This window comes from Curtobacterium sp. MCBD17_034, from assembly GCF_003234515.1.
Lineage (GTDB): Bacteria > Actinomycetota > Actinomycetes > Actinomycetales > Microbacteriaceae > Curtobacterium.
On sequence record NZ_QKTN01000001.1, the window covers coordinates 633,329 to 653,941 of the forward strand.

The window sequence follows — 20,613 nt, forward strand, 5'->3', positions numbered from 1 at the left end:
TCAATGTCCCGTACCCGGTTCAACGCCCGTACCCGGTTCAACGTCCCGTACCCGGTTCAACGCCCCGTCCGCGGTTCGACACCGGGGGAGGGTGCAGCGGCGGCGGCGGCGTCGGCGTCGGCGACAGCGCACCCGGCGACGACCGGCGCGTGCTCGCCTGGGCCGTGGTGGGCCTCCCGGCCGTAGTGTCGACGCATGGCGACGCTGCTCATCACCGGGGCCGCGGGACGCATCGGGTCGGCGCTGCGCCCGAGGCTCCTGGCGGCCGGACACTCCCTCGTGCTGTTCGACGCGCGCGAGCCCGACCCACCGGTGGGCGACGGGGAGCGCTTCGTGCCGGGGGAACTCGACGACCGCGCCGCGCTCGAGACCGCGATGATCGGCGTCGACACGGTCGTGCACCTCGCGGGCATCCCGACCGAGGCCACCTGGGACGACATCGTCGCGACGAACATGACCGGGACCAAGGACGTGCTCGAGGTCGCCGCGGCGAACGGGGTGCTCCGCGTGCTGCTCGCGAGCTCGATCCACGCCGTCGGGTTCGTCGCCGAGGAGCACGACGCCCCGAGCAGTGTCCCCGGCGACCGGCTGCCCCGCCCGGACTCGTACTACGGGGTGTCGAAGGCCGTGATGGAACTCCTCGGGAGCCTGTTCGTCGACCGTTTCGAGATGTCGATCGTCTCGGCCCGGATCGCGGCGTTCGCGCCCGAGCGTCCGCACTCCCGACGGGCGCGGTGGGTGTGGACGTCTGCGGACGACCTCGCGCGCCTCGTCGAGGTCACCGTCGGGTTGACCGAGCCGGGGCACCACGTGGTGTGGGCGACCTCCCGGAACAGCGGCTCGCAGGTCGACCTGACGGCGGGGGAGCGGATCGGGTTCCGCCCGCTCGACGACGCGGCCGCGGTGCTGTCGGACGAGGAGTTCGCCGCGATGCCCGACGAGGAGATGCGGTGGCTCGGGGGCAGCATGGCGACGCAGCCCCTGGGCGAGCCGACCACCTGACCCGAGGCCCCCTGACCCGAGGCCCCCGTCGCTCGGAGCCCCGGCCTACCCGATCAGGCTCGGCCGCAGGTCCCGCAGCGTCCGGAACCGACTCTGCCGCCCGGCCACGAGCGCGGTGACCACCAGTGCCCCGAGCAGCCAGCAGGCGAGCACGCCCGAGTCCGACCACGCAGCGGACACCGAGCCGCCGTACATGAGCTGCCGGATCGCGTCGACCGAGTAGCTCATCGGCAGGGCGAAGTGCAGTGCGGCGAGCGGCGCGGGCAGCGTCTGCCACGGGAAGGTCCCGCCCGCGGTGACGAGTTGGATGAGCATGAGCACGAGCCCGAGGAACTGCCCGACGGACCCGAGCAGCACGTTGAGCATCATGATGATCGCGGCGAAGGTGACCGACGCGAGGACCATCACGGCGATCGTGCCCGCGACGTGCTCCACGCCGAACCCCAGCGCGAACCGCACGATCGCGAACAGCGCGAGCATCTGCACGAGGCCGAGCAGCGCCGGGGTGAGCCAGGCGCCGAGCGTGATCGGCAGGGGCTTCCGGACGGCGGTGATCGCGCGGCGGGAGATCGGCCGCAGGATCAGGAACAGCGCGTACATGCCGATCCACGCCGCGAGCGAGATGAAGAACGGGGCGAGCCCCGCGCCGTACGTCCCGGCGTTGGCGATGTCCTGGTCGGCGACGCGCACCGGGTCCGAGATGACCGACGCCTGCGCGTCCCGGGTCGAGGCGTTCGATGCGGGGATGTCGTTCCGACCGGACTTGAGCGACGTGTGCAGCTCGACTGCTCCGGCGTGCAGGGTGTCGAGCCCGGACGCCAGGGACGTCGCGCCGGCATCGGCCGTGGCTGCCCCGGCGGCGAGGGACGACGCGCCCGAGGACAGGGTCGTGGCGCCCTTCGCCAGGGCCGATGCCCCGGAGGACACGGCCGCGGCGCCGCTGGAGACCTGGGCGGCACCGGAGGACAGCGTGCCGGCGCCGTCGTCGAGCCGGGCGATGCCGTTCGTCAGCGTGGGGGTCGCGGTGGCGAGCGAGGCCGCGCCGGACGACACCTGGGCGGACCCGGAGGCGAGCTGGTCGAGCTGGGTGCGGAGCGTGGCGCTCTGCTGCTGCAGGCCGGTGATCTGCTGCTGGAGCGTGGAGTTCTGCAGCGCGGCGGCGATCGCGGCCTGCTGCGCGGGTGTCAGGGCGGCGTCGGCGGGCAGGGCGGCCTGGATCTGCGTCAGCAGGGTGGTGGGCGACAGCGCGGCCACGCCGTTCAACACGGGGTCGAACGTGGCGGCGAGCTGCTGGTTGCCGGCGGCGACCCGTGCGGCACCGGTCGCGAGCTGCTGCGTCGACGACGGCAGCGAGGCCGTCTGGGACCGGAGCTGGTCGAGCCCGGCGTCCAAGGACACGGCGCCCGACGCGACCGAGGCCGAGCCGGAGGCCACCTGCGACGCGCCCGAGGCGAGCGCGGCGGTCTGCGCCGGCAGGTCGGCGGTGCCCGACGCGAGCTGCGACGCCCCGGAGGAGAGCTTCCCCGTCCCCGCCGCGAGCTGCTGGGCGCCCGACTCGGCCGTCCCGAGACCGGACGCCAGTGACCCGCTGCCCCGGACGGCCGGCAGCAGGTTCGTCCGGATGTCCGCGAGCCCGACGAGCAGGGTCTTGGCGGCCCGCTTGCCGACCTGCTCGGAGACCGAGGTGCGCATGGTCTTGCCGGCCTGCTCCGCGATCGTCGACGCGAGGTAGGAGTTGGCGTCGCTCGTCGTCATGACGAGCTCGGCGCGCTGCGGGTCGCTGTCCGAGGCGCTCGCGAGGTCCTGGGAGAACGCCGCGGGGATCGTGACCACGAAGTCGTAGCGGCCGGACTTGATGCCGGAGGTGGCGGCCGACGCCGACGTGACGGTCCAGTCGAACGAGGCGTCGCGGACGGTCTGCTTCGCCACCTGCTCGCCGTAGTCGACGTGGTGGCCGTCGACGGTCGCCCCGGTGTCGTTGACGACGAGCGCGGCGGGGACGTGGTCGAGCTTGGCGTACGGGTTCTGGTTCGCCCACAGGTACAGCCCGCCGTACAGCAGCGGCACGATCATGAGCGCGATGAACGCGACGCGGGCGAGGGGGGTCGCGGTGAGGCGGCCGAGTTCGGCGCGGACGAGTGCGGGTGTGGTCACGAGCGGGTGCTCCCCTGGGTGGACGCTGCGGGTGCGGGTGCGGGTGCGGGTGCGGGTGCGGGTGCGGGTGCGGGTGCGGCTGGCGATGCGGCCGGGAGGGACGGTGCGCGTCCGTCGTGCGCCGTGCCTCCCGCTCGTGGCTGGCTCCGCTGCATGATGGCGGTGATGGTCTCGACGGCCGCCGCCGAGGCGATGACGAGGACGGCGATGCCGCGGTCGGCGACGTTCTGGAGGACCGCGAACCAGTCCGCCACGGACCCGCCGTGGCGCTCGGGGGTGGTCACGACGAGCCCCTCGACGCCGTCGCGCAGCAGTGCGAGCTCGACGAGCAGGCGGATGCGCGGCGCGGTCGGGACGCGTTCGATCGGGGTGTCGGCCCACTCGGTCAGGTCGAGTTCGTCGAGCACGGTCGTGACAGCGTCGCGGCCGGTGTGGCGTCCGGCGAAGGCGAGTTCCTCGCGGACGATGCGGCGCACGGTCATGACGGCGAAGGGCTCGGCGACGGTCGGTGTGTCGACGAGGGCGACCGTCCGGCGGACGCGGGCCGGGTCCTCGACACCGTCGACGAGCAGGCGGCCGGCGTCGGGCTGCATCCGGCCGCCGGCGACGAGTGACGCCACGACGGGGGTCTGCTCGGTCTCGACGGCGACGAGCCCGGGGCGACCGGGTTCGGCGACGGCGGACACCGGGGGCAGTGGGGCGCCGGGCCCGCTGCCGATCGCGAGGGCGTCGAGTTCGAGGATCATGCGGGCGGCTCCGGGGTGACGGGTCTGGATGCGGGTGCGGGTGCGGGTGCGGCTGCGGCTGCGACGGTGGGTGTCCGCGGCGGGACGGTCTCGAGGACATGGAGGGAGGACCTCCAGTCCAGCCCTGCCATGCCGAGTGCGGACACGACGACCATGCGGTGCCCGTCGGCGGGACTCGTGCCGGCGCGTGTGGCCTCGTCGAGCACGGCGATGCAGGCGCCCTCGACCAGGCGCGCGAGCGACTCGACGGGCACGTCGTCGCGGAAGAGCCCGGCCCGGACGCCGTCGGCGCAGGCGTCGAGCACGGCGGCGCGGAGCGGGGCGAACACCGACGCGATGCGGTCGACCGAGGGCCCGTGCAGGGCGATCCGGGCCAGGGAGCGGACGTCGGCCACCTCGGCCCAGAGCGCGGCGGCGATGGTCGCGATGCGGACGTGGGGCAGGAGCGGTGCGAGCTCGGCCGCCGCGGGCATCGTGCCGAGGATCCGGCGCGCGCCGCCCGTGACGACCTCGTCGACCAGGTCCTCACGGGTGGGGAAGTGTCCGTAGACCGCGCGGCGCGACAGGCCCGCCGCCGCGGCGATGGTCTCGATCGAACCGTCGGGGTCGGCCTGGAGGACCGTGCGGGCGGCGTCGACGAGTGCGGCCCGGTTCTCGGCTGCGTCGCGTCGCGGACTCCTCGAGGGCATGGGATCAGCCTACGAACGTGCACAGCCCTGTGCAACATCGAGGTGGTGGATCGCGATCGGCTGGGCGGCCCGGCTCGGAGTTCGTTCTGCGGCCCTCCGGAGGCGATGGCCCGCGTCTAGGGGATGCTCCGACACAAAGGATGCGCAAGGTGGACAAGTAGTTAGGCGGCCTAGTGTTTCGATGCCATGCTCGACCCATGACGAACCGGCGCAATCCCGAGGGGTCCCACGCGGTCGACGCGTTCCCCCCGACGCAACCCATCGACATGCGCCAACTCTTCCTCGACCAGGAGGCCATCAATGCTCGACCGTGAGACCCTCGCCAGCCTGCGCCAGAACCCCATCGAGTGGCGCCGCCGTGGCCTGACGCCGCCGGACGCCCTCGCCGCCATGGTCGAGGCCCGCGTCTCGGGCACGTCGAAGCTGCGCCGTCCGCTCGACCCGAGCTACGCGGACTTCTTCCAGGCCTGAGCGCCCCGCGGGTCCGTCCCGCGCTCGGCCCACGACGGCACCCCTCCTGACCGGAGCGGGTGCCGTCGTCGTCCCGGGACCCGGCCGGGACGCGCGTTCGTCTCGTTCCCTGGACAGGACGTGAACGCGCTCCGGGACCCGGTGTTTCACTGGTCGGCAGGATGCAGGAGGAGCGATGAAGTACATCCACTACGACAGCACCGCGGTCATGACGGGGAGCGAGATCGCCGACGCCGTGATCGAGTACGCCGCGGCCCTCGGCGCGGCCGGTGGTACGGACACCGTGCACGTCCCGACCTTCGACGACCACGGATCGGTCGCGTACGCGACGCTGCTCATCGGACCCGCCAGCGAGATCGTCGTCGACGACGCCCCGGACGACGAGCTCGAGCCCGAGGACCCCGCGTTCGTCGAGCGGCTCCGTGAGGGTGCCCGGAAGCTCTCGGGCGCGACGCCGGTCCACGCCGACGGCACACCGGACTTCCGCGCTGGCGTCCCGCGCCCCGAGGGCGACTGAGCCAGCGGCCGCAGGTCCGGACGGCGACGGAGCCACCGGCCCCGAGCCTCCCTGGCGGGGCGGCGCCCGTCCCCTGACGAGTCGGCACCCGGTCTCCCTGACGACGACGGCACCCGGTCCACAGGGAACGGGTGCCGTCGTCGTGTCGGTGGAGCGGGGTCAGTTGCCGATCTTGTCGTCGGCGGCCTGCTCGCCCTTCTCGATCTGGTCGGAGTGTCCACCGCCCGTGGCCTTGTCGGCCGCGCCGGCCGCCTTGTCGAGGCCGGCGTCGGACGCCTTCTCGCCCTTGTCGCTGTCCGCGAAGTCCTTCGCCTTGTCGCCGAGGTCTGCCATGTCGTGCTCCTTCCGAGTGCTCCAGCCCGCCCGGGATCCACTGCCCCGGACGTTGTGTGCCCACGTTCCTCCCGGCTGCGGGGAGCGTTCCCAGCGTCTCGGCCGGTCATCGCGTTCACTGGGCTCGTGACCATCCACATCGGCATCAGCACCAAGCTCTACCTGTCGTACAGCCAGTCCCTCGACTGGCTCGGCCGCGTCACCGAGCTCGCTCGGGAGCACCCCGGCGTGGTCGACGGCCGCGTGGCGCTGTTCGTCGCGCCCTCGACGCCGCTGCTCGAGTCCGCCGTCCGGCTCGCTGCGGGCACCCGGGTCCGCGTCGCCGCGCAGGACGTCAGCCGCTACGCCGAGGGCGCCCACACCGGCGAGACCGGCGCCCCCCTGCTCGCCGGACTCGGGGTCACGATGGCGGAGGTCGGGCACGCCGAGCGTCGCGCCGACGGCGAGACCGACGCGGTGGTCGCCGCCAAGGTCGCCGTCGCCCAGGAGGCCGGGCTCACCCCGCTCCTCTGCGTCGGCGAGACGACGCGGTGCGACCCGCGGGAGGCCGCCGCGTGGTGCCTCGAGCAGGTCCGCGCCGCCACGACCGGACCGCTCATGATCGCGTACGAGCCGGTCTGGGCGATCGGTGCCGCGGAACCGGCCCCAGCGTCCCACGTCACGGCGACCGTCGACGCCCTGCGCGACGGACTGCCGGGAGCGCTCGCGGGCACGCCGATCGTCTACGGGGGGAGTGCGGGCCCGGGGTTGCTCGGACGGCTCCACCCGAGCGTGGACGGCCTGTTCCTCGGGCGCTTCGCCCACGATCCGGAGAACGTCCGCCGGGTCCTCGACGAGGCCGCGGCCCTCACCGCCTGACCCCCCGTTCACGCTGCCCGGGATCGCAGAACGCGCCGTCAACGGGGGCGGTGGGAAGCGGAGTGTGCTGCCACCTCGGCACCGTGGGGCGAGTCACGAGGCGCGCATCAGCCCTCGACGCGCCGCGCCTCCCGACCGTGCCGGCGCACGCCCCACACGCCCTGTCGCCGGTCCATCCAGGCCACGACCGCGACGTGCGGGACGGTGAGCGCCGCGATCAACGCGAGGTACACGCCGAGCGGTGAACCCTCACCGCGGCGGAGCAGGGCGAGTGCCACGAGCATGGCCGTCGCGATCGCCGTGACCGGCCAGGCGTCGCGCGCGAACCGCAGGAACGGCCGGACCGGACGCCCGGCGCGCAGGTCCGACGCCGACGCCGGGTCGAGCAGCTCGAGCCGGACGATGTGCCGGAGCGCGTGCCACAGGCAGAAGTACAGACCGACAGCCAGGACCGCCGGTACGACGGCGAAGAACGCGACGAGGAACAGGGTCGCGCCCAGGTCCCGTCCGAACGCGCGACGCTGCGCCGGATGGGCCCGGGCTGAGCACGCCTCCACCAGGACGGTCAGGAGGACCGTGGCGGCGAACGCCACACCGACGGCCACGCGGACGGTGGGTTGGAACACCGCGGCGACGTCGCCCGGGGGCACGTGCCGCACCACGCCCGCGGTGTCGAGCAGGACCTGTCGGTACACCGCCGGCTGCGTGACGAACGGCACGAGCATCGGGATCCCACCGCGGACGACGACGGTCCCGACCGCGAGCGGCACGGATGCCGGCCGCGTCTCGACGGACTGTCGCACCCACAGGTCGCCCTGTCCCCAGTGGAACCACGTCAGCGCGATGAAGCCGGCGAAGCCGACGAGTGGTGCCGCCCACCAGAGCACTGCGGTCGCGCTACCGAGGACCAGGTACGCCACGACGACCACGAACACCGACAGCGGCGCCCGCGCTGTCGCTCGCATGCGCACCGGCACGAGGTGGTCGAGCGCGCCGTGCGGCAGGCCGAACACGACGAGGCTGAGCGCGAACGGCACGAGCTGCACCGCCGGGGGGATCTGCACCTCGGCGGCGCGGAGGGCGACGCAGGCGACCAGCACGGCCCCGAGGACCACCGAGGCGGGCCGGAGCACCCGTCCCCGCACGGCACCGCGCAGGGCTCCGTCCAGTGGCAGGTCGGCTGGCGCGGTCGTGACCTCCGGGAGGCCCGCGCTGCTCATCCGGGCGCCGAGCGGTCCGCCAGCCGTCCCGCTCGCCGATCCCGTGCCGTGGCGAGCAGCGCCCGCACGACCACCCGGACCGCCGCCAGCAGGAACGGGACCGTCGGCAGCGCCAGGACCATCCGCAGGTCGTCGCGGACCGTCGAGCGCTCGGTGAGGAACCGGACCAGGGCGTCCCCCGGGACCCGGTCGAACATCCGGAGGAAGACACCCGGGACCGCGTCGGGGCGGTCCTGGAGGAACCGCAGGAACACGGCGTCGAGCACCCACGTCCGCATCGGTCCGCGGGGCGGGGTCCGATGCCCCGCGGCGAGCCCGGCGGCCGCGCGCTGGATCCGCAGGAACGCGTACCCGGTGCTCGGTCGCACCGCTCCTCCACGGACGCCGACGATGTCCGGCGGCACATCACGCCCAGCGAGCCGCATCGGGATCACGCCGTGCTCGCCGCCCATGCGGTCGAGCTCGTCGGGGCCGAGTCCGTGGCGCTCCCGGAGGTACGTCGTGATCCCCGCCTCGAGGACCGCGCGAGGCACCGCCGCCTCCGTCAGGTAGGTGTCCTCGACGAGCGCCTCGGTCGTCGACGTGGGCAGGACGTACACGAAGTGGATCCCGCGGGACTGGTCGACGTCGAAGTCCATCAGCGTGACCACCCCGGGGTCGAACACGGGACGGTGCGCGCGGACCCGGACGCCGAGGAAGCGCTGCGCGAACGCACCGCCGCCGTCCTCCGGCCTGGTGTCGACCGGCCCGCGGGCGTCCACCACGCGCCGGGCCGGAACGTCGCCCGATGGCGTCCGAACCGTGCTGCCGTCAGGACCGGCGTCAACCCCGGTGACGGCGGTGCCGAGCCGGAGCCGGACGTCGGCCAGCCCCGCCAGCCGATGCAGGGCCTCCCGGTAGTAGTCGGACGCACGGATCGAGACGTACGGGGTCGCGGCGGCCGTCGTCGTCACGGTGCGCCCACCCGCACAGACGGCCCAGGACGACCAGCGCGCCGTGATGCAGTCGTCGAACGGTGTCGGTTCCACGTGCCAGAACGACCACGTGTGGTCGTCCGTGTAGGCCGTGCGGGCGTCGAGCAACACGACGGACCCGGCCGACCTGCCCTCGGGGAGGGCGATCGCGGTGGCGAGCCCCGCGCACCCCGCGCCGAGCACTGCGTAGTCGACCGGGACGGGTCTGCGCGCGGACCCGGGCTCCGGCGCTGGCGTCGTGCCCGTGCCCGCGCGGCGCGTCGTGCCCGGGCGGGCGTCATGCGCGAGCGCGCCGCTCACCGGGGGCGCTTGACCCGCGGCGCTCCCTGCGCCGAGGCGCGGACCGACTCCGACAGCGGCGGCAGGACCGCGTCCGAGACCTTGACCGACGACCACCACACCGACTCGGGGTGCGTGTCCTCGTGGTCGCGGACGTCGGCTGCCGTGCGGAGCTTCGCGACCTTGTGGATCATGGCGCCGAAGCCCACCTTGGCCGCGATGTCGGCGGCGGAGAGCAGCACCTGCATCCAGGTGGTGACGGCGCCACCGTGGCCCCAGCCCTGCAGGCCGAACACGATGGGGTACACGAACCAGGTGACGAGCAGCAGGATGCACGCGTTCGTGTAGGTGCCGATCGCCTCCCCGTCGGCGAACTGCCGGCGACTCCCCACCATGACGTAGATGATCACGATGTACAGGACCACCATGAACACGCCGGAGATCGACCCCCACAGCGCGAGGCCGCCCAGGGACTCCCCGTCGTCGATGACCACGCCGCCGATGTACCCGGTCGCGATCATGAGGAACGCGGCACCGATGCCGACGAACCGGACGCGTCGAGCCGCCGGCCCCGCGAGCATCGCGACGCCGATGAGCTCGATCATGAGCATCGGGACGGTGACCGTCCAGTCCATGTACCGCGGGGTCCAGCTCAGCATCGCGTCGCTGTTCGGCAGCCACCGGCTGCCGTGCTGGTCGTAGCCGAGGTCGAACTTGATGACGAGCAGCACGTACGACAGGAACGCGACCGCGGTGATCCCCATGCTCGCGTAGACCGAGGTGCGGTAGCGCGGCGAGACCTCGTTGCGCGACGTCCACGACTTGATGAAGTAGGCGATCATGGCCAGGCCCGCCACCGCCAGCGCGTAGAGGATCACGGAGTGTTCGGCCTCGGTCAGGGGCACCTTCCAAGGGGCGATGGTGTCGTCGTGCATGCTGCACCTCTCGTCGTGGCCACCGGGGCGGCCGCCGCGCGCTGCGGACCGCCCTGACGATGCTCGGAGGCGACTGCCCGACGCCCCAGGTAACGGGGGAAACGAGGCCGATAGACTCGGGTGGACCACCGGCCGCTCGGTCGGGCCCGGTCCTCCGCAGACGTGAGGAGAACCACATGCCCGCAGTCGTGATCATCGGAGCCCAGTGGGGGGACGAGGGCAAGGGGAAGGCCACCGACCTCCTCGGCAGCCGCATCGACTACGTCGTCAAGTTCAACGGCGGCAACAACGCCGGGCACACGGTCGTGGTCGACGGACAGAAGTACGCCCTGCATCTGCTGCCGTCGGGCATCCTCACGCCGGGCGTCACGCCGGTCATCGGCAACGGCGTCGTCGTCGACCTCGAGGTCCTGTTCCAGGAGCTCGACGCGCTCCGGGCCCGCGGGGTCGACGTCTCGAAGCTGCGGGTGTCGGCGAACGCCCACGTCATCACGCACTACCACCGGACCATCGACAAGGTGACCGAGCGGTTCCTCGGCAAGCGGCAGATCGGCACGACCGGCCGGGGCATCGGGCCGACCTACGCCGACAAGATCAACCGCGTCGGCATCCGGATCCAGGACATCTTCGACGAGAACATCCTGCGGCAGAAGGTCGAGGCCGCGCTCGAGCAGAAGAACCACCTGCTGGTCAAGGTCTACAACCGCCGGGCGATCGAGGCGGAGGAGGTCGTCGAGTCGCTCCTGTCGTTCGCCGACCGGCTCCGCCCGATGGTGACCGACACGGCGCTCGAGATCCACCGGGCGCTCGAGCGCGGCGACACCGTCCTCTTCGAGGCCGGCCAGGCCACCATGCTCGATGTCGACCACGGCACGTACCCGTTCGTCACGTCGTCCTCGGCCACGGCGGGCGGCGCCGCCACGGGTTCCGGCATCGGTCCCGGCCGCATCGAACGCGTCATCGGCATCGTCAAGGCGTACACGACCCGGGTCGGCGCCGGCCCGTTCCCGACCGAGCTGTTCGACGAGTCGGGGGAGTTCCTCCGTGCGAACGGGTTCGAGTTCGGCACGACGACCGGACGGCCGCGCCGCTGCGGCTGGTACGACGCCCCGATCGCCCGGTACTCGGCCCGGATCAACGGTGTGACGGACTTCGTGCTCACGAAGCTCGACGTCCTGACGGGCCTCGAGACGATCCCGGTCTGTGTCGCGTACGAGGTCGACGGCGAGCGCATGGACGAGGTCCCGGTGTCGCAGTCGGACTTCCACCACGCCGTGCCCGTGTACCAGGAGTTCCCCGGCTGGTCCGAGGACATCTCGGGCGCGCGGAGCTTCGACGACCTGCCGAAGAACGCGCAGGACTACGTGCTCGCGGTCGAGGCGATGTCGGGCGCCCGCATCTCCGCGATCGGGGTCGGCCCCGGCCGTGACGCGATCGTCGTGCGCCACGACCTCCTCGGCGCCGAGTAGCCGACGCCGCGGCGCCCCCTCCGGCCGAGGCCGGTGGCGCCCCTTCTCTCCCGCGAGATCGCAGTCGTTGCCGGTATGACCCGGGTCGAAGCGGCAACGACTGCGATCTCGCGGTTCGGGGGAGCGGCCGGACGCCGGTGGTCCCAGGCCGACGTGCGGCCGGACGCCGGTGGCCGGCCGGCCGCCCGGGCGTCAGCGGTAGCCGGCGGCGGCCGCGAACGCCGGCCAGCGCGCGGGCGCGGCACCGGGGTGCGCGCGGTCCTGCGCGTCGACCTCGGCCGCGAGCGTTCGGATCGCCGCCACGTGCTCCGGCAGGATCAGGCCCCACGGGGCCGGGAGGCCCGGCTCGAGCAACGCGGACAGGCCCGCATCCTCGGCGCGGTGCAGATCGCGGAGGACGGTGGCGAGGTGGATGTCACGGACGAGGCGGGCGGCACGGAGGTCCTCCAGGACGGCGTCGCACTCGGCTGCGGGGCGCGCGGTCCGGATCGCGCCGACGAGGCGTTCGAGCAGCGCGCGCTCGTTCCACAGCGCGGCTGACAGGTCTCCGGCGTGCACTCGTCCTCCTGACGGTCGGGGGTGGGAGTCATTCGACCAGGTGTTCCCATCGATCACCAGGGGCCGGGGTGTCAGGAGTCGCAGGTGCCAGGGCCGCCTCGGTGTGACGCGTGTGTACCCCTGTACCCCAACGCGGGGGATAGCGGGAGTCATGCGTGACCCATGAATCCGGGCCTCGCCTTGCCTGCTGCTCCGAGGATCCCGGGAGATCACGGGCTCGACTGGCGCGCTCGGACCCGTGGTTCGTACGGTGGAGGAGTACCGCAGACGTACCCCGAAGGAAAGCGAGGCCGCGACATGAGCATGACCATCTCCCACTCCGACGTCACCCTGGACACGGACACCGTGGACACCATCGCGATCCTCGAGGCGGAAGCCGCAGCCGCCGGCCAGGTGACCCGCGCGCAGATCACGTGGACCGAGGCGGACAAGGGCCTCTGGGTCGCGAGCTACGGCGGCTACTACGGCGGCACGGTCGACAAGCAGGGCGCGCACTACTTCGCGTCGGACACCTTCGGCCAGTACATCGGCGACTACGCCTCGCTCGAGGACGCCCAGGCCAAGCTCTCGGAGCACCTGCACCTCATGCTCCCGAACGTCATCCGCCCGATCCGCTGAGGTCGAGCGCTCCACGATCGACGGCCTCACGCCCTCGCTGCTCCGGCAGCGGGGGCGTTCGTCGTTCCGGGCGGTCGCGCGGTCGGCGGTCGCGCGGACGGGTGCGGTCGTGCGACCGCCCGTCCGCGGTCGGGCCGCAGTCGGATCGGCGCGTCAGGCGGGGGGCGCGGCGTCCACCGCGCCGACCTGCTCGAGCACGGCGTCGACGTCCGTCACGCCGACCCCGGCCAGGAGGTCCGCCCACAGCGCCCGGAGTGCCGCTTCGGTGTCGATGGCCTGGAGTCCGCGGCTCTCGGCGTCGAACACACCGAAGCTCGCGTTGAGCAGCCGTCGCGCGAGTTCCTCGGCGGGGCGGTCGGACGGGATCCGCCCGGCGTCGATGTCGATCTGGAACTGTTCAGCCACGTACGCCCGCCACGGCACCGTCGAGCGCGGCAGGGTGATCCCGTTCGCACGCTGGTCGGCCAGGAGGCGCACTGCGGCGAGTGCGCTCGGATGCTCGCGCGCGTCGAGCGCCGCCGTCATGAGGAGGCGCAGCAACCGGCCGAGTCCGGGCGGCGTCGCCTGCTCGACCTCCGCCCGCATCGAGGCCCACGTCTCCTGCTGCTGCCGGACGATCGCCTCGGCGATCTGCTGCTTCGACGCGAACTGGTGGTGCCCCACGGCTGACTTCGGCTTGCCCATGGCCGCTGCGATGCTCGCGATGCTCGTGCCGGCGTAGCCCCGGGTCGCGAACTCCGTCGCGGCGGCGCGCAGGATCGCGGCACGGGTGTTCGCCTTCTGCTCCTGACGGTGGTTGGTCGTCGATCGCTGGTCGTGCATCGCATCACCGTATCCGGATCGGGGAGCAGGGCGGCGAGCAGAGCGGCGAGGACCCTGCGGCACCGCCCGGCCGCCACCGGCCGGTTCGCCAGACGAACGACTTGTGGAACGTGTCCGAACCAGGCAACATGTGTCGCACCTCGCTCCGCGCCGGTTTCGGGTCTGCGCGCGGGGTAGAGGACACCCGTCCGGGGCGGTGGTCGAGGAGCGCTTCCCGGTTCCTCGTTGGAGTACCACGGTGTCGCCGCTCCGGACGAGGTGGTCGGGGACCAGGGGGAATCGATCCATGCCGGACGAGACACAGCCGACGAGCGATGGCGGGCAGCCGCGGCCCCACGTCGAGACGTTCCACCAGCTCCACGACGGCACGCCGATCCTGCTCGCCTGCTTCTGCGAGCGCGGCGAGGACCACGTGACGGTGCCGGCGGGTGATGGGCTGGTCCCGCAGCCGCACTGGCGGGCGCCGCGTCGCCCCGTCCGCACTAGCCCCTGAGGCCCTCTCACGTTATTTTTCGGCTACCCGAAATCCCGAATCCGCTTGGTTCCTACCCGAAAGGCCACCATGCAACCCGTCTACAACCGCGCCCAGAATCGCTACTCCCGTACGCAGATCCGGCACATGCAGCACACCGCGCAGCGCGACCGCTACGGCCGCTTCCGCGCGACCTGGCACCAGTGGGCCACGCTCGGCGTCGTCACGGCGTCGTCGGTCTCACTCGTGTGGCTGGCGTACGAGCACGTGCACCCGGTCATCCACTGATCGAGCGCCCATGCTCACCGCATCGCGGTCGTGCTCACCGAGGCCAGGTGAGCGCGACCGCGATCGCGTTGAACAGGACGTGCGCCAGGATCGCGCCGCCGAGTCGCTTCGTGACGGCGACGAACGTCCCGAGCAGCAGCCCGAGGACGAACGTGCTCACGAAGGTGACGAACGCCCCCTCGACCGTGGTGTTCGCCACGAGGACGTGCATCGCGGCGAACAGCACCGCGGCAGCCACGACGCCCAGGACGGTCGCGAGCCGGAGGTTGCTCCGTCGGTCGTCCTCGCCGCCGATCCGATCGGCGAGCAGTGGCTGCAGTGTGCCGCGGAAGAACAGCTCCTCGATCAAGGGCGACAGGATGCACGGACCGAGCACCGTGAGCGTGAGCACCGCGACCTGGACCCCGCCGCCGAGCACCGGCTGCGGGCTGAGTCCCGTGCTGTCGAACATCGCCAGGTTGAGGAACCCGTCCACGGCCCGCGCCAGGCAGGCGATCGCGATGGCCGGGAAGACGTCGAACACGCTGATCCGGAGGCCCAGGCGATCGACGACCGAGGTCGCGCCGCGGTCGTGCAGGTACCAGAGCACCCCCAGAACGAGGGGCACCCACGACGCCAGGTCCGACAGCAGCAGTTGCACGGGAGCGCTCGGCACCGCTCCCCGCTGCACCGCGCTGCTCACGATCCGTTCGAGCACGACCACGATGACCAGGGCGATCCCGAGGGGCAGGAGACTCCGGCGACGCGGCGGAGCGATCGTCGGTTCTTCGGCGCTCATGCACTCACCGTAGGGGTCAGGTCCAGCCCGATGTGCATGACGAACCCGATCCCTCCTCATCGGTATGGCACTATTTCCTCACCGGTGGCTGTCACACGACGCATCAGGAGCATCGGTGACGTCAGTTCGGGGAAGGCTGGAGCGTGGAGCTTCGCGACTACATCACGGTGCTACGCAAGGGCTGGATGATGATCCTCATCCTCGCGCTCGTGGGGGTGGCAGCAGCGGCCGGGTTCTCGATCGCCAAGACGCCGCAGTACGCCGCGTCGGCGCAGGTGTTCGTCTCCACCGAGACGAGCGGCAGCGCGTCCGACCTGGCGCAGGGCAACACGTTCACGCAGCAGCGCGTCGTCACCTACTCGAACCTCGTGAGCACGCCGATCGTGCTCCTGCCGGTCATCGCCAAGCTCCACCTGCACATGACGGCCGAGCAGCTCGCCGGCCTCGTCAGCGCCGACGCCCCGACGAGCACCACGCTCATCACGATCAACGTGACCGACGTCGACCCGGTGCGGGCGGCGGACATCGCGAACGCGACCTCGTCGAGCCTGACGAACGTCGTGCAGAACATCGAGGCGACGGACGCGAACGGTCAGAGCACGGTCAAGCTCACCCGCGTCAAGGAGGCCCAGGTCCCCTCGAAGCCGGTCAGCCCGAACGTGCCGGTCAACATCGTCCTCGGCCTGCTCGTCGGCCTGGCGCTCGGCGTCGGCGTGGCCGTGCTCCGCGAGACGCTCGACAACCGCGTCCGCACCGAGACCGACATCGAGCGCATCAGCACCAAGCCGATCATCGGCGGCATCGCCTTCGACAACAAGGCGGCGACGCGTCCGCTCATCGTGCAGGCCGACCCGCGCAGCCCGCGCGCCGAGTCGTTCCGCACCCTGCGCACGAACCTGCAGTTCCTCGACCTCGACGGCCCGGCGCGCACGTTCGTCATGACGTCGTCGGTCGAGTCCGAGGGCAAGAGCACCACCGTCGCGAACCTCGCGATCGCGCTCGACACCGCCGGGTACAAGGTCATCCTCATCGACGCCGACCTGCGCCGGCCGAAGGTCGCGCAGTACATGGACGTCGAGGGCGCTGCGGGTCTGACCGACGTGCTCATCGGCCGCGCCGACCTCGACGACGTCGCCCAGCCCTGGGGTCGCGGTGCGATGCGCGTCATGCCCGCCGGGCCGATCCCGCCGAACCCGTCGGAGCTCCTCGGCTCGCGGAACATGCAGCTGCTCATCGAGCGCCTCGAGCAGGAGTACGACTACATCCTGTTCGACGCGCCCCCGCTCCTCCCGGTCACCGACGCGGCCATCCTGTCGAAGAAGGCGAGCGGCGCGATCGTCGCCGTCGCCTCGGGCAAGACCCACAAGGCGCAGCTCGCCGGCGCCGCGTCGACGCTCGAGAACGTCGGGGCACCGATCGCCGGGTTCGTCCTGACGATGATGCCGACCAAGGGTCCGGGTGCCTACGGTTACGGCCGGTACGGCTACGCGTACGGCTACGGGCTGGACAACGAGGACGAGGCCGAGATCCCCCGCAAGCCCAGCGCCGGCGTCGGTCCGCTGCGGAAAGCGGACTGATGACGACGGGGGAGGCAACCGCCCGTCCGTTCACGATCCTCACCGTCTGCACCGGCAACATCTGCCGGTCTCCGCTGGCGGCGCAGCTGCTCCGCGCGCAGCTCGCCGACCTGCCCGGCATCGTCGTCGCCAGCGCCGGGACCATGGCCGACGACGGCGCGCCGATGGACGTCACCGCCGCCGTGCAGTCGGAACGGCTGGGAGGCGACCCCAACGACCACCGGTCCCGGTACCTCACGGAGCGCATCGTCGCCGACGCCGACCTGATCCTGACCGCGGAACGGGCGCACCGCGCTGCCGTGGTGTCGCTGTTGCCGCGGGCGTCGCGGCGGACGTTCACGATCCTCCAGTTCGCGCGGGTGCTGCGCGGGCTCGAGCCCGCGGACCTGGAGGCCGTGACCGACCTGGCCTCGCTCGTCACGACCGTCGCGGCCGCGCGCGGCATGGTGCCGCCGCCGGCCGACCCGGCTGACGACGACGTCGAGGACCCGTACCGGCGGTCGCCCGAGGTCCACGAGCGCGTGGCCGACGTGCTCGCCGGGGCGGTCGGGACCATCACGACCGCGATCCACTCGACGACAGCAGGGGGCAGTCGGGGATGAGCTCGAACGGGGGGAAAGGGCGTCTGGGCTTCGCAGTGTCGCGACAGGCGCTGGTCTGGGTGGCCGCCGTGGTCGTGGTGCTCGTCGTGGTCGACGTGCTCCTGGTGACCGTGGCGCTCGGGCGGACCGCCCCCGGGGACAACGGCCAGGCAGCACCGATCCCGACGTTCAGCAGTGTCCCGGCTGCGACCGCGACCCCCACCGCTCGTCCCTCGGCCTCGGCCAGCGCGACCGCCGACCCGACCCCGTCGGCCACCGGGACCCCGACCGCTGCGGCTGACGGTCAGCGGCGGTTCCTCGTCGCCGTCAGCGCCTCCGAGCTCTGGCGCGCGACGTCCGGGTCGTGCACCGGCGGTGACGCCGTCGTCGAGCGGTCGACCGACGGCGGAGCGACCTGGAAGGCGGGATCGACCGCGCAGTACGACGTCCACACCGTCGCCGGGCTCGACGCCGGCGGCGTCAAGACGAGCATCGTCGCCGGCACCGGCGCCAGCTGTGCCGAGACCGCGCTGTCGTCGTACACCGACGGCGAGTACTGGGCCGCGGACGATGCGGCTCTGGTCTCCGACTACGTGACGACCGACTCGCGCATCCACATGTCGTCGGGCACGTCCGCCTCGCCGTGCGCGTCGCCGACCCAGGTCCTGACGAACGGCACCACCGCCGCCGTCGTCTGCCCCGGGGTGCTGGCGGTCCGGCAGACCGCCGCCGACGACTGGGTGCAGGTGCCGGTCTCCGGACTCGTCGCGGCCACCGCCACCGACAGCGGGTTCACGCTCGCACGCACCGGCCGCTCGACGTGCCACGGCGTCGAGGTCGACACGCTCACCACGGCGGCCGCCGCCGCGGGGTCGAAGCCGACCCACGCCGGGTGCGCTCCCGCGACGACCACGAGTGGCGCCGTGGCGATCGCCCAGACCGACAGCAGGGTGTCCGTCTGGAGCGGGTCGCAGGTGCTGACGTCGACCGATGGGGGCGCGACGTGGTGACCGGGAGGCGGCGGCGACCATGACCGCGGAACGCGAGACGGCCCTCCAGACCGACGCATCGACGTTGGGCTGGAGTCGTGCGTTCGCGCGCCGTCTGGTGATCACGGACGTCCTCATCCTGGCGTGGGTGGTGTTCGGCGTGCAGATCGCCTGGCTCGGCCTGCGCTCCAACCTCGTGTCGAACGAGAACGACCTGAAGCTCAGCTACACCGGGATCTCGGTGTTCGTGATCGTGGTGTGGACGCTCGCACTCGGCGTCTACGACACCCGGGGCGACCGCGTGATCGGCGTCGGCAGCACCGAGTACCGCCTGGTCGCGGACTCGAGCATCCGCGTCTTCGGCCTGTTCGCGATCGCCGCGTTCCTGCTGCACCTCGAGCTCGCCCGCGGCTACGTGCTCATCGCGTTCCCCATCGGCATCCTGGTGCTGCTGTTCTCGCGGTGGATGTGGCGGCAGTGGCTCATCCTGCAGCGCAAGCAGGGGCGGTACTCCGCCCGCGTGCTGCTCGTGGGCTCACCCGCCAGCGTGCGCCACATCGCCGCGCAGCTCGAGCGCCAACCGGCCGCCGGCTACCGCGTGCTCGGCGCGGCCGTCTCCACCGGACTCGTCGGCGTCCTGCCGGGTACCGACCTGCACTCCTACGGCGGTTTCGACGACCTGCAGCACGCGCTCGACGCGACGCACGCGGACACCGTCGTGATCACCAGCGCGGACGACCTACCGCCCGAGCGCGTGCGCGAGCTGAGCTGGTCGCTCGAGCCCGGCCAGCAGCACCTGGTCGTCGCGCCGAGCCTGACCGACATCGGTGGTCCCCGCATCCACACGCGGCCCGTGCAGGGCCTGCCCCTGATCCACGTCGAGACCCCGACGTACTCGGGCCGCAAGCTCTACACCAAGCGGGTGTTCGACCTGGCGATCGCCGCCGTGCTCGTCATCGTGCTGTCGCCCGTGTTCCTGCTGCTCGCGATCGCCGTGAAGGTCACCTCGCCGGGCCCGGTGCTGTTCCTGCAGGAGCGCGTCGGCCTCAACGGCTCGACGTTCCGGATGATCAAGTTCCGGTCGATGGTCGTCGACGCCGAGAGCCGGATCCAGGAGGTCAGCCAGCTCGACCGCGCCGAGGGCAACGACGTGCTGTTCAAGATGCGCAACGACCCCCGGGTGACCCGCGTCGGCTCGTTCATGCGGCGGTACAGCCTGGACGAGCTCCCGCAGCTGTTCAACGTGTTGCTCGGCGACATGGCGCTCGTCGGCCCGCGTCCGCCGCTGCAGCGTGAGGTCGAGCAGTACGACCGACACGTGCACCGCCGATTCCTCGTCAAGCCGGGCCTGACCGGACTGTGGCAGGTCAGCGGGCGGTCCGATCTGTCGTGGGAGAACTCGGTGCGGCTGGATCTGTACTACGTGGAGAACTGGTCGATCACCGGGGACCTGGTGATCCTGTGGCGGACGTTGCGGGCAGTGGTGGCGAGTCACGGTGCCTACTAATCGGGCTCTCGACGTCCGGACGTGGGAGCGATCAGCCCTGCGTTCCCCGGATCGCCGCGAGGACGATGTCTGCTATCGCTTCATGTCCGTCGTCGTTCGGGTGGAAGTGGTCGGCGAGGAAGTCGCCCCACTCTCGCAATCGGCCGCGCAGGACCACGTGCTCGGCATCGAGCGCCTGCATCGCCCCCTCGTATCGCTGCGATTCCGCTGGGCTTCCCGCGAAGTACCGTCCGTCGAGACTGGGCTGACCGAGCGTCAACACCCGTGTGCCGCGGGCTTGCAGGTCTTCGACGATCTGCTGCAGGTCATCGGAGAACGAGTCGAGACTCTGGAGCTGGTCGCCTCCGCCGACATGGATGAGTGCATTCCGAACTCGCCAGCGAACGCCGCTCTCGACCATCTGGATCCGCCGCTTGTTCGGGTGGGACGAGAAGTAGGGACGAGGATCCATCCAACCGGTGCGACGCCAACGCGGCGGGACCAGCGCGAGCGCGCGCGGTCGCGGCCGGACAATGCTCTCGGTGATGCCGTGCGCGACGAGAGCGATGGTCGGGCGCTCGGTCAACCCTCGCGTCAACTGCAGGGATTCGGATACTTGCCGAGCAGTACGAGAGAGATCGATCAAGCGATGACCGAGCTCCGCGGCGACGATCTGTCCGTACGTCCGGCGGCGAACGCCGAGACCGTTGGCGATGGAATCGCCCAGCAGGAGAAGCGTCTGTGCGACCACAGGGTGATGGTATCGGCACCTCCAGCGAGAACCACGGTGTCCGGTA

At 72.0% G+C, this 20,613-nt stretch carries 23 protein-coding genes; 12 read left to right on the forward strand and 11 right to left on the reverse strand.

Annotated elements, in window-relative coordinates:
* The first annotated feature begins 195 nt into the window (after positions 1–195).
* On the forward strand, positions 196–1,002 hold the full coding sequence (locus DEI92_RS03040; RefSeq protein ID WP_111012271.1) for an NAD(P)-dependent oxidoreductase: 807 nt from the start codon (positions 196–198) through the stop codon (positions 1,000–1,002).
* A 45-nt stretch (positions 1,003–1,047) separates the two neighbouring features.
* On the opposite strand, the gene DEI92_RS03045 is transcribed toward DEI92_RS03040, so the two are convergent.
* Genes DEI92_RS03045 through DEI92_RS03055 form a run of 3 tightly spaced genes read right to left on the reverse strand, consistent with a single transcriptional unit; the run spans position 1,048 to position 4,591 of the window.
* Entirely contained in the window at positions 1,048–3,156 is a 2,109-nt protein-coding gene (locus tag DEI92_RS03045) for a YhgE/Pip domain-containing protein (RefSeq protein WP_111012272.1), read from the reverse strand.
* Entirely contained in the window at positions 3,153–3,902 is a 750-nt protein-coding gene (locus DEI92_RS16435; RefSeq protein WP_146250742.1) for a hypothetical protein, read from the reverse strand. The genes DEI92_RS03045 and DEI92_RS16435 overlap by 4 nt, the downstream gene beginning before the upstream one ends.
* Entirely contained in the window at positions 3,899–4,591 is a 693-nt protein-coding gene (locus tag DEI92_RS03055) for a TetR/AcrR family transcriptional regulator (protein ID WP_111012274.1), read from the reverse strand. The genes DEI92_RS16435 and DEI92_RS03055 overlap by 4 nt, the downstream gene beginning before the upstream one ends.
* Before the next feature lie 300 nt (positions 4,592–4,891).
* Between DEI92_RS03055 and DEI92_RS16440 the strand changes: the two genes are divergently transcribed.
* The gene (locus DEI92_RS16440; RefSeq protein ID WP_181434603.1) at positions 4,892–5,062 is read left to right on the forward strand and encodes a hypothetical protein; all 171 of its coding nucleotides are present in this window, start codon (positions 4,892–4,894) and stop codon (positions 5,060–5,062) included.
* 175 nt (positions 5,063–5,237) lie between these two features.
* Positions 5,238–5,579, forward strand: a complete 342-nt coding sequence (locus tag DEI92_RS03060; protein WP_111012275.1) for a hypothetical protein — start codon at positions 5,238–5,240, stop codon at positions 5,577–5,579.
* A 159-nt stretch (positions 5,580–5,738) separates the two neighbouring features.
* On the opposite strand, the gene DEI92_RS03065 is transcribed toward DEI92_RS03060, so the two are convergent.
* A complete protein-coding gene (locus DEI92_RS03065; RefSeq protein WP_111011321.1) occupies positions 5,739–5,912 on the reverse strand; it encodes an Rv0909 family putative TA system antitoxin in 174 nt (57 codons plus the stop codon).
* A gap of 126 nt (positions 5,913–6,038) precedes the next feature.
* On the opposite strand from DEI92_RS03065, the gene DEI92_RS03070 reads away from it, so the two are divergent.
* Positions 6,039–6,770, forward strand: coding sequence for a triose-phosphate isomerase family protein (locus DEI92_RS03070; protein ID WP_220037438.1), 732 nt, complete (start codon positions 6,039–6,041; stop codon positions 6,768–6,770).
* Positions 6,771–6,877: 107 nt separating this feature from the next.
* Here DEI92_RS03070 and DEI92_RS03075 read toward each other — a convergent pair whose 3' ends face one another.
* Genes DEI92_RS03075 through DEI92_RS03085 form a run of 3 tightly spaced genes read right to left on the reverse strand, consistent with a single transcriptional unit; the run spans position 6,878 to position 10,178 of the window.
* Positions 6,878–7,990, reverse strand: a complete 1,113-nt coding sequence (locus DEI92_RS03075; protein ID WP_111012276.1) for a Brp/Blh family beta-carotene 15,15'-dioxygenase — start codon at positions 7,988–7,990, stop codon at positions 6,878–6,880.
* The gene (locus DEI92_RS03080; RefSeq protein ID WP_181434604.1) at positions 7,987–9,264 is read right to left on the reverse strand and encodes a lycopene cyclase family protein; all 1,278 of its coding nucleotides are present in this window, start codon (positions 9,262–9,264) and stop codon (positions 7,987–7,989) included. The genes DEI92_RS03075 and DEI92_RS03080 overlap by 4 nt, the downstream gene beginning before the upstream one ends.
* Positions 9,261–10,178 carry a bacteriorhodopsin gene (locus DEI92_RS03085; protein WP_111011317.1) on the reverse strand — a complete coding sequence of 306 codons (918 nt, stop codon included), beginning with the start codon at positions 10,176–10,178 and terminating at the stop codon, positions 9,261–9,263. The genes DEI92_RS03080 and DEI92_RS03085 overlap by 4 nt, the downstream gene beginning before the upstream one ends.
* A 176-nt stretch (positions 10,179–10,354) precedes the next feature.
* Here DEI92_RS03085 and DEI92_RS03090 point away from each other — a divergent pair, with 176 nt between their 5' ends.
* Positions 10,355–11,647: an adenylosuccinate synthase gene (locus tag DEI92_RS03090; protein WP_111011316.1), complete on the forward strand. Its 1,293-nt coding sequence runs from the start codon at positions 10,355–10,357 to the stop codon at positions 11,645–11,647.
* A gap of 192 nt (positions 11,648–11,839) precedes the next feature.
* Here the strand turns inward: DEI92_RS03090 and DEI92_RS03095 are convergent, their stop codons facing one another.
* The gene (locus tag DEI92_RS03095) at positions 11,840–12,205 is read right to left on the reverse strand and encodes a hypothetical protein (protein ID WP_111012278.1); all 366 of its coding nucleotides are present in this window, start codon (positions 12,203–12,205) and stop codon (positions 11,840–11,842) included.
* A gap of 297 nt (positions 12,206–12,502) precedes the next feature.
* On the opposite strand from DEI92_RS03095, the gene DEI92_RS03100 reads away from it, so the two are divergent.
* A complete protein-coding gene (locus DEI92_RS03100) occupies positions 12,503–12,823 on the forward strand; it encodes a hypothetical protein (protein ID WP_111011314.1) in 321 nt (106 codons plus the stop codon).
* A 153-nt stretch (positions 12,824–12,976) separates the two neighbouring features.
* Here the strand turns inward: DEI92_RS03100 and DEI92_RS03105 are convergent, their stop codons facing one another.
* The gene (locus tag DEI92_RS03105; protein WP_181434605.1) at positions 12,977–13,645 is read right to left on the reverse strand and encodes a TetR/AcrR family transcriptional regulator; all 669 of its coding nucleotides are present in this window, start codon (positions 13,643–13,645) and stop codon (positions 12,977–12,979) included.
* 286 nt (positions 13,646–13,931) lie between these two features.
* Between DEI92_RS03105 and DEI92_RS03110 the strand changes: the two genes are divergently transcribed.
* On the forward strand, positions 13,932–14,138 hold the full coding sequence (locus DEI92_RS03110) for a hypothetical protein (RefSeq protein ID WP_111011312.1): 207 nt from the start codon (positions 13,932–13,934) through the stop codon (positions 14,136–14,138).
* Between the two features lie 69 nt (positions 14,139–14,207).
* Positions 14,208–14,405, forward strand: coding sequence for a hypothetical protein (locus DEI92_RS16445; RefSeq protein ID WP_111011311.1), 198 nt, complete (start codon positions 14,208–14,210; stop codon positions 14,403–14,405).
* A gap of 34 nt (positions 14,406–14,439) precedes the next feature.
* Here the strand turns inward: DEI92_RS16445 and DEI92_RS03120 are convergent, their stop codons facing one another.
* The gene (locus DEI92_RS03120) at positions 14,440–15,183 is read right to left on the reverse strand and encodes a CPBP family intramembrane glutamic endopeptidase (RefSeq protein ID WP_181434606.1); all 744 of its coding nucleotides are present in this window, start codon (positions 15,181–15,183) and stop codon (positions 14,440–14,442) included.
* A 143-nt stretch (positions 15,184–15,326) separates the two neighbouring features.
* Between DEI92_RS03120 and DEI92_RS03125 the strand changes: the two genes are divergently transcribed.
* Genes DEI92_RS03125 through DEI92_RS03140 form a run of 4 tightly spaced genes read left to right on the forward strand, consistent with a single transcriptional unit; the run spans position 15,327 to position 19,837 of the window.
* The gene (locus DEI92_RS03125; protein ID WP_111012280.1) at positions 15,327–16,760 is read left to right on the forward strand and encodes a polysaccharide biosynthesis tyrosine autokinase; all 1,434 of its coding nucleotides are present in this window, start codon (positions 15,327–15,329) and stop codon (positions 16,758–16,760) included.
* Positions 16,760–17,362 carry a low molecular weight phosphatase family protein gene (locus DEI92_RS03130; protein WP_111012281.1) on the forward strand — a complete coding sequence of 201 codons (603 nt, stop codon included), beginning with the start codon at positions 16,760–16,762 and terminating at the stop codon, positions 17,360–17,362. The genes DEI92_RS03125 and DEI92_RS03130 overlap by 1 nt, the downstream gene beginning before the upstream one ends.
* Positions 17,359–18,351 (forward strand): hypothetical protein, encoded by a 993-nt coding sequence (locus DEI92_RS03135; RefSeq protein ID WP_146249088.1) that lies wholly within the window; start codon positions 17,359–17,361, stop codon positions 18,349–18,351. The genes DEI92_RS03130 and DEI92_RS03135 overlap by 4 nt, the downstream gene beginning before the upstream one ends.
* A 19-nt stretch (positions 18,352–18,370) precedes the next feature.
* Positions 18,371–19,837 (forward strand): sugar transferase, encoded by a 1,467-nt coding sequence (locus tag DEI92_RS03140; RefSeq protein WP_258369989.1) that lies wholly within the window; start codon positions 18,371–18,373, stop codon positions 19,835–19,837.
* A gap of 31 nt (positions 19,838–19,868) precedes the next feature.
* On the opposite strand, the gene DEI92_RS03145 is transcribed toward DEI92_RS03140, so the two are convergent.
* Entirely contained in the window at positions 19,869–20,567 is a 699-nt protein-coding gene (locus tag DEI92_RS03145) for a GDSL-type esterase/lipase family protein (RefSeq protein ID WP_181434607.1), read from the reverse strand.
* Between the last annotated feature and the right edge of the window lie 46 nt (positions 20,568–20,613).

What these genes read in the sequence shown, in the direction of transcription:
- DEI92_RS03040 (WP_111012271.1), top strand. Translation starts at nt 196, where the DNA reads ATGGCGACGCTGCTCATCACCGGGGCCGCGGGACGCATCGGGTCGGCG.
- DEI92_RS16435 (WP_146250742.1), bottom strand. Translation starts at nt 3,902, where the DNA reads ATGATCCTCGAACTCGACGCCCTCGCGATCGGCAGCGGGCCCGGCGCC.
- DEI92_RS03055 (WP_111012274.1), bottom strand. Translation starts at nt 4,591, where the DNA reads ATGCCCTCGAGGAGTCCGCGACGCGACGCAGCCGAGAACCGGGCCGCA.
- DEI92_RS16440 (WP_181434603.1), top strand. Translation starts at nt 4,892, where the DNA reads ATGCTCGACCGTGAGACCCTCGCCAGCCTGCGCCAGAACCCCATCGAG.
- DEI92_RS03060 (WP_111012275.1), top strand. Translation starts at nt 5,238, where the DNA reads ATGAAGTACATCCACTACGACAGCACCGCGGTCATGACGGGGAGCGAG.
- DEI92_RS03065 (WP_111011321.1), bottom strand. Translation starts at nt 5,912, where the DNA reads ATGGCAGACCTCGGCGACAAGGCGAAGGACTTCGCGGACAGCGACAAG.
- DEI92_RS03075 (WP_111012276.1), bottom strand. Translation starts at nt 7,990, where the DNA reads ATGAGCAGCGCGGGCCTCCCGGAGGTCACGACCGCGCCAGCCGACCTG.
- DEI92_RS03085 (WP_111011317.1), bottom strand. Translation starts at nt 10,178, where the DNA reads ATGCACGACGACACCATCGCCCCTTGGAAGGTGCCCCTGACCGAGGCC.
- DEI92_RS03090 (WP_111011316.1), top strand. Translation starts at nt 10,355, where the DNA reads ATGCCCGCAGTCGTGATCATCGGAGCCCAGTGGGGGGACGAGGGCAAG.
- DEI92_RS03100 (WP_111011314.1), top strand. Translation starts at nt 12,503, where the DNA reads ATGAGCATGACCATCTCCCACTCCGACGTCACCCTGGACACGGACACC.
- DEI92_RS03105 (WP_181434605.1), bottom strand. Translation starts at nt 13,645, where the DNA reads ATGCACGACCAGCGATCGACGACCAACCACCGTCAGGAGCAGAAGGCG.
- DEI92_RS03110 (WP_111011312.1), top strand. Translation starts at nt 13,932, where the DNA reads ATGCCGGACGAGACACAGCCGACGAGCGATGGCGGGCAGCCGCGGCCC.
- DEI92_RS16445 (WP_111011311.1), top strand. Translation starts at nt 14,208, where the DNA reads ATGCAACCCGTCTACAACCGCGCCCAGAATCGCTACTCCCGTACGCAG.
- DEI92_RS03120 (WP_181434606.1), bottom strand. Translation starts at nt 15,183, where the DNA reads ATGAGCGCCGAAGAACCGACGATCGCTCCGCCGCGTCGCCGGAGTCTC.
- DEI92_RS03130 (WP_111012281.1), top strand. Translation starts at nt 16,760, where the DNA reads ATGACGACGGGGGAGGCAACCGCCCGTCCGTTCACGATCCTCACCGTC.
- DEI92_RS03135 (WP_146249088.1), top strand. Translation starts at nt 17,359, where the DNA reads ATGAGCTCGAACGGGGGGAAAGGGCGTCTGGGCTTCGCAGTGTCGCGA.
- DEI92_RS03140 (WP_258369989.1), top strand. Translation starts at nt 18,371, where the DNA reads ATGACCGCGGAACGCGAGACGGCCCTCCAGACCGACGCATCGACGTTG.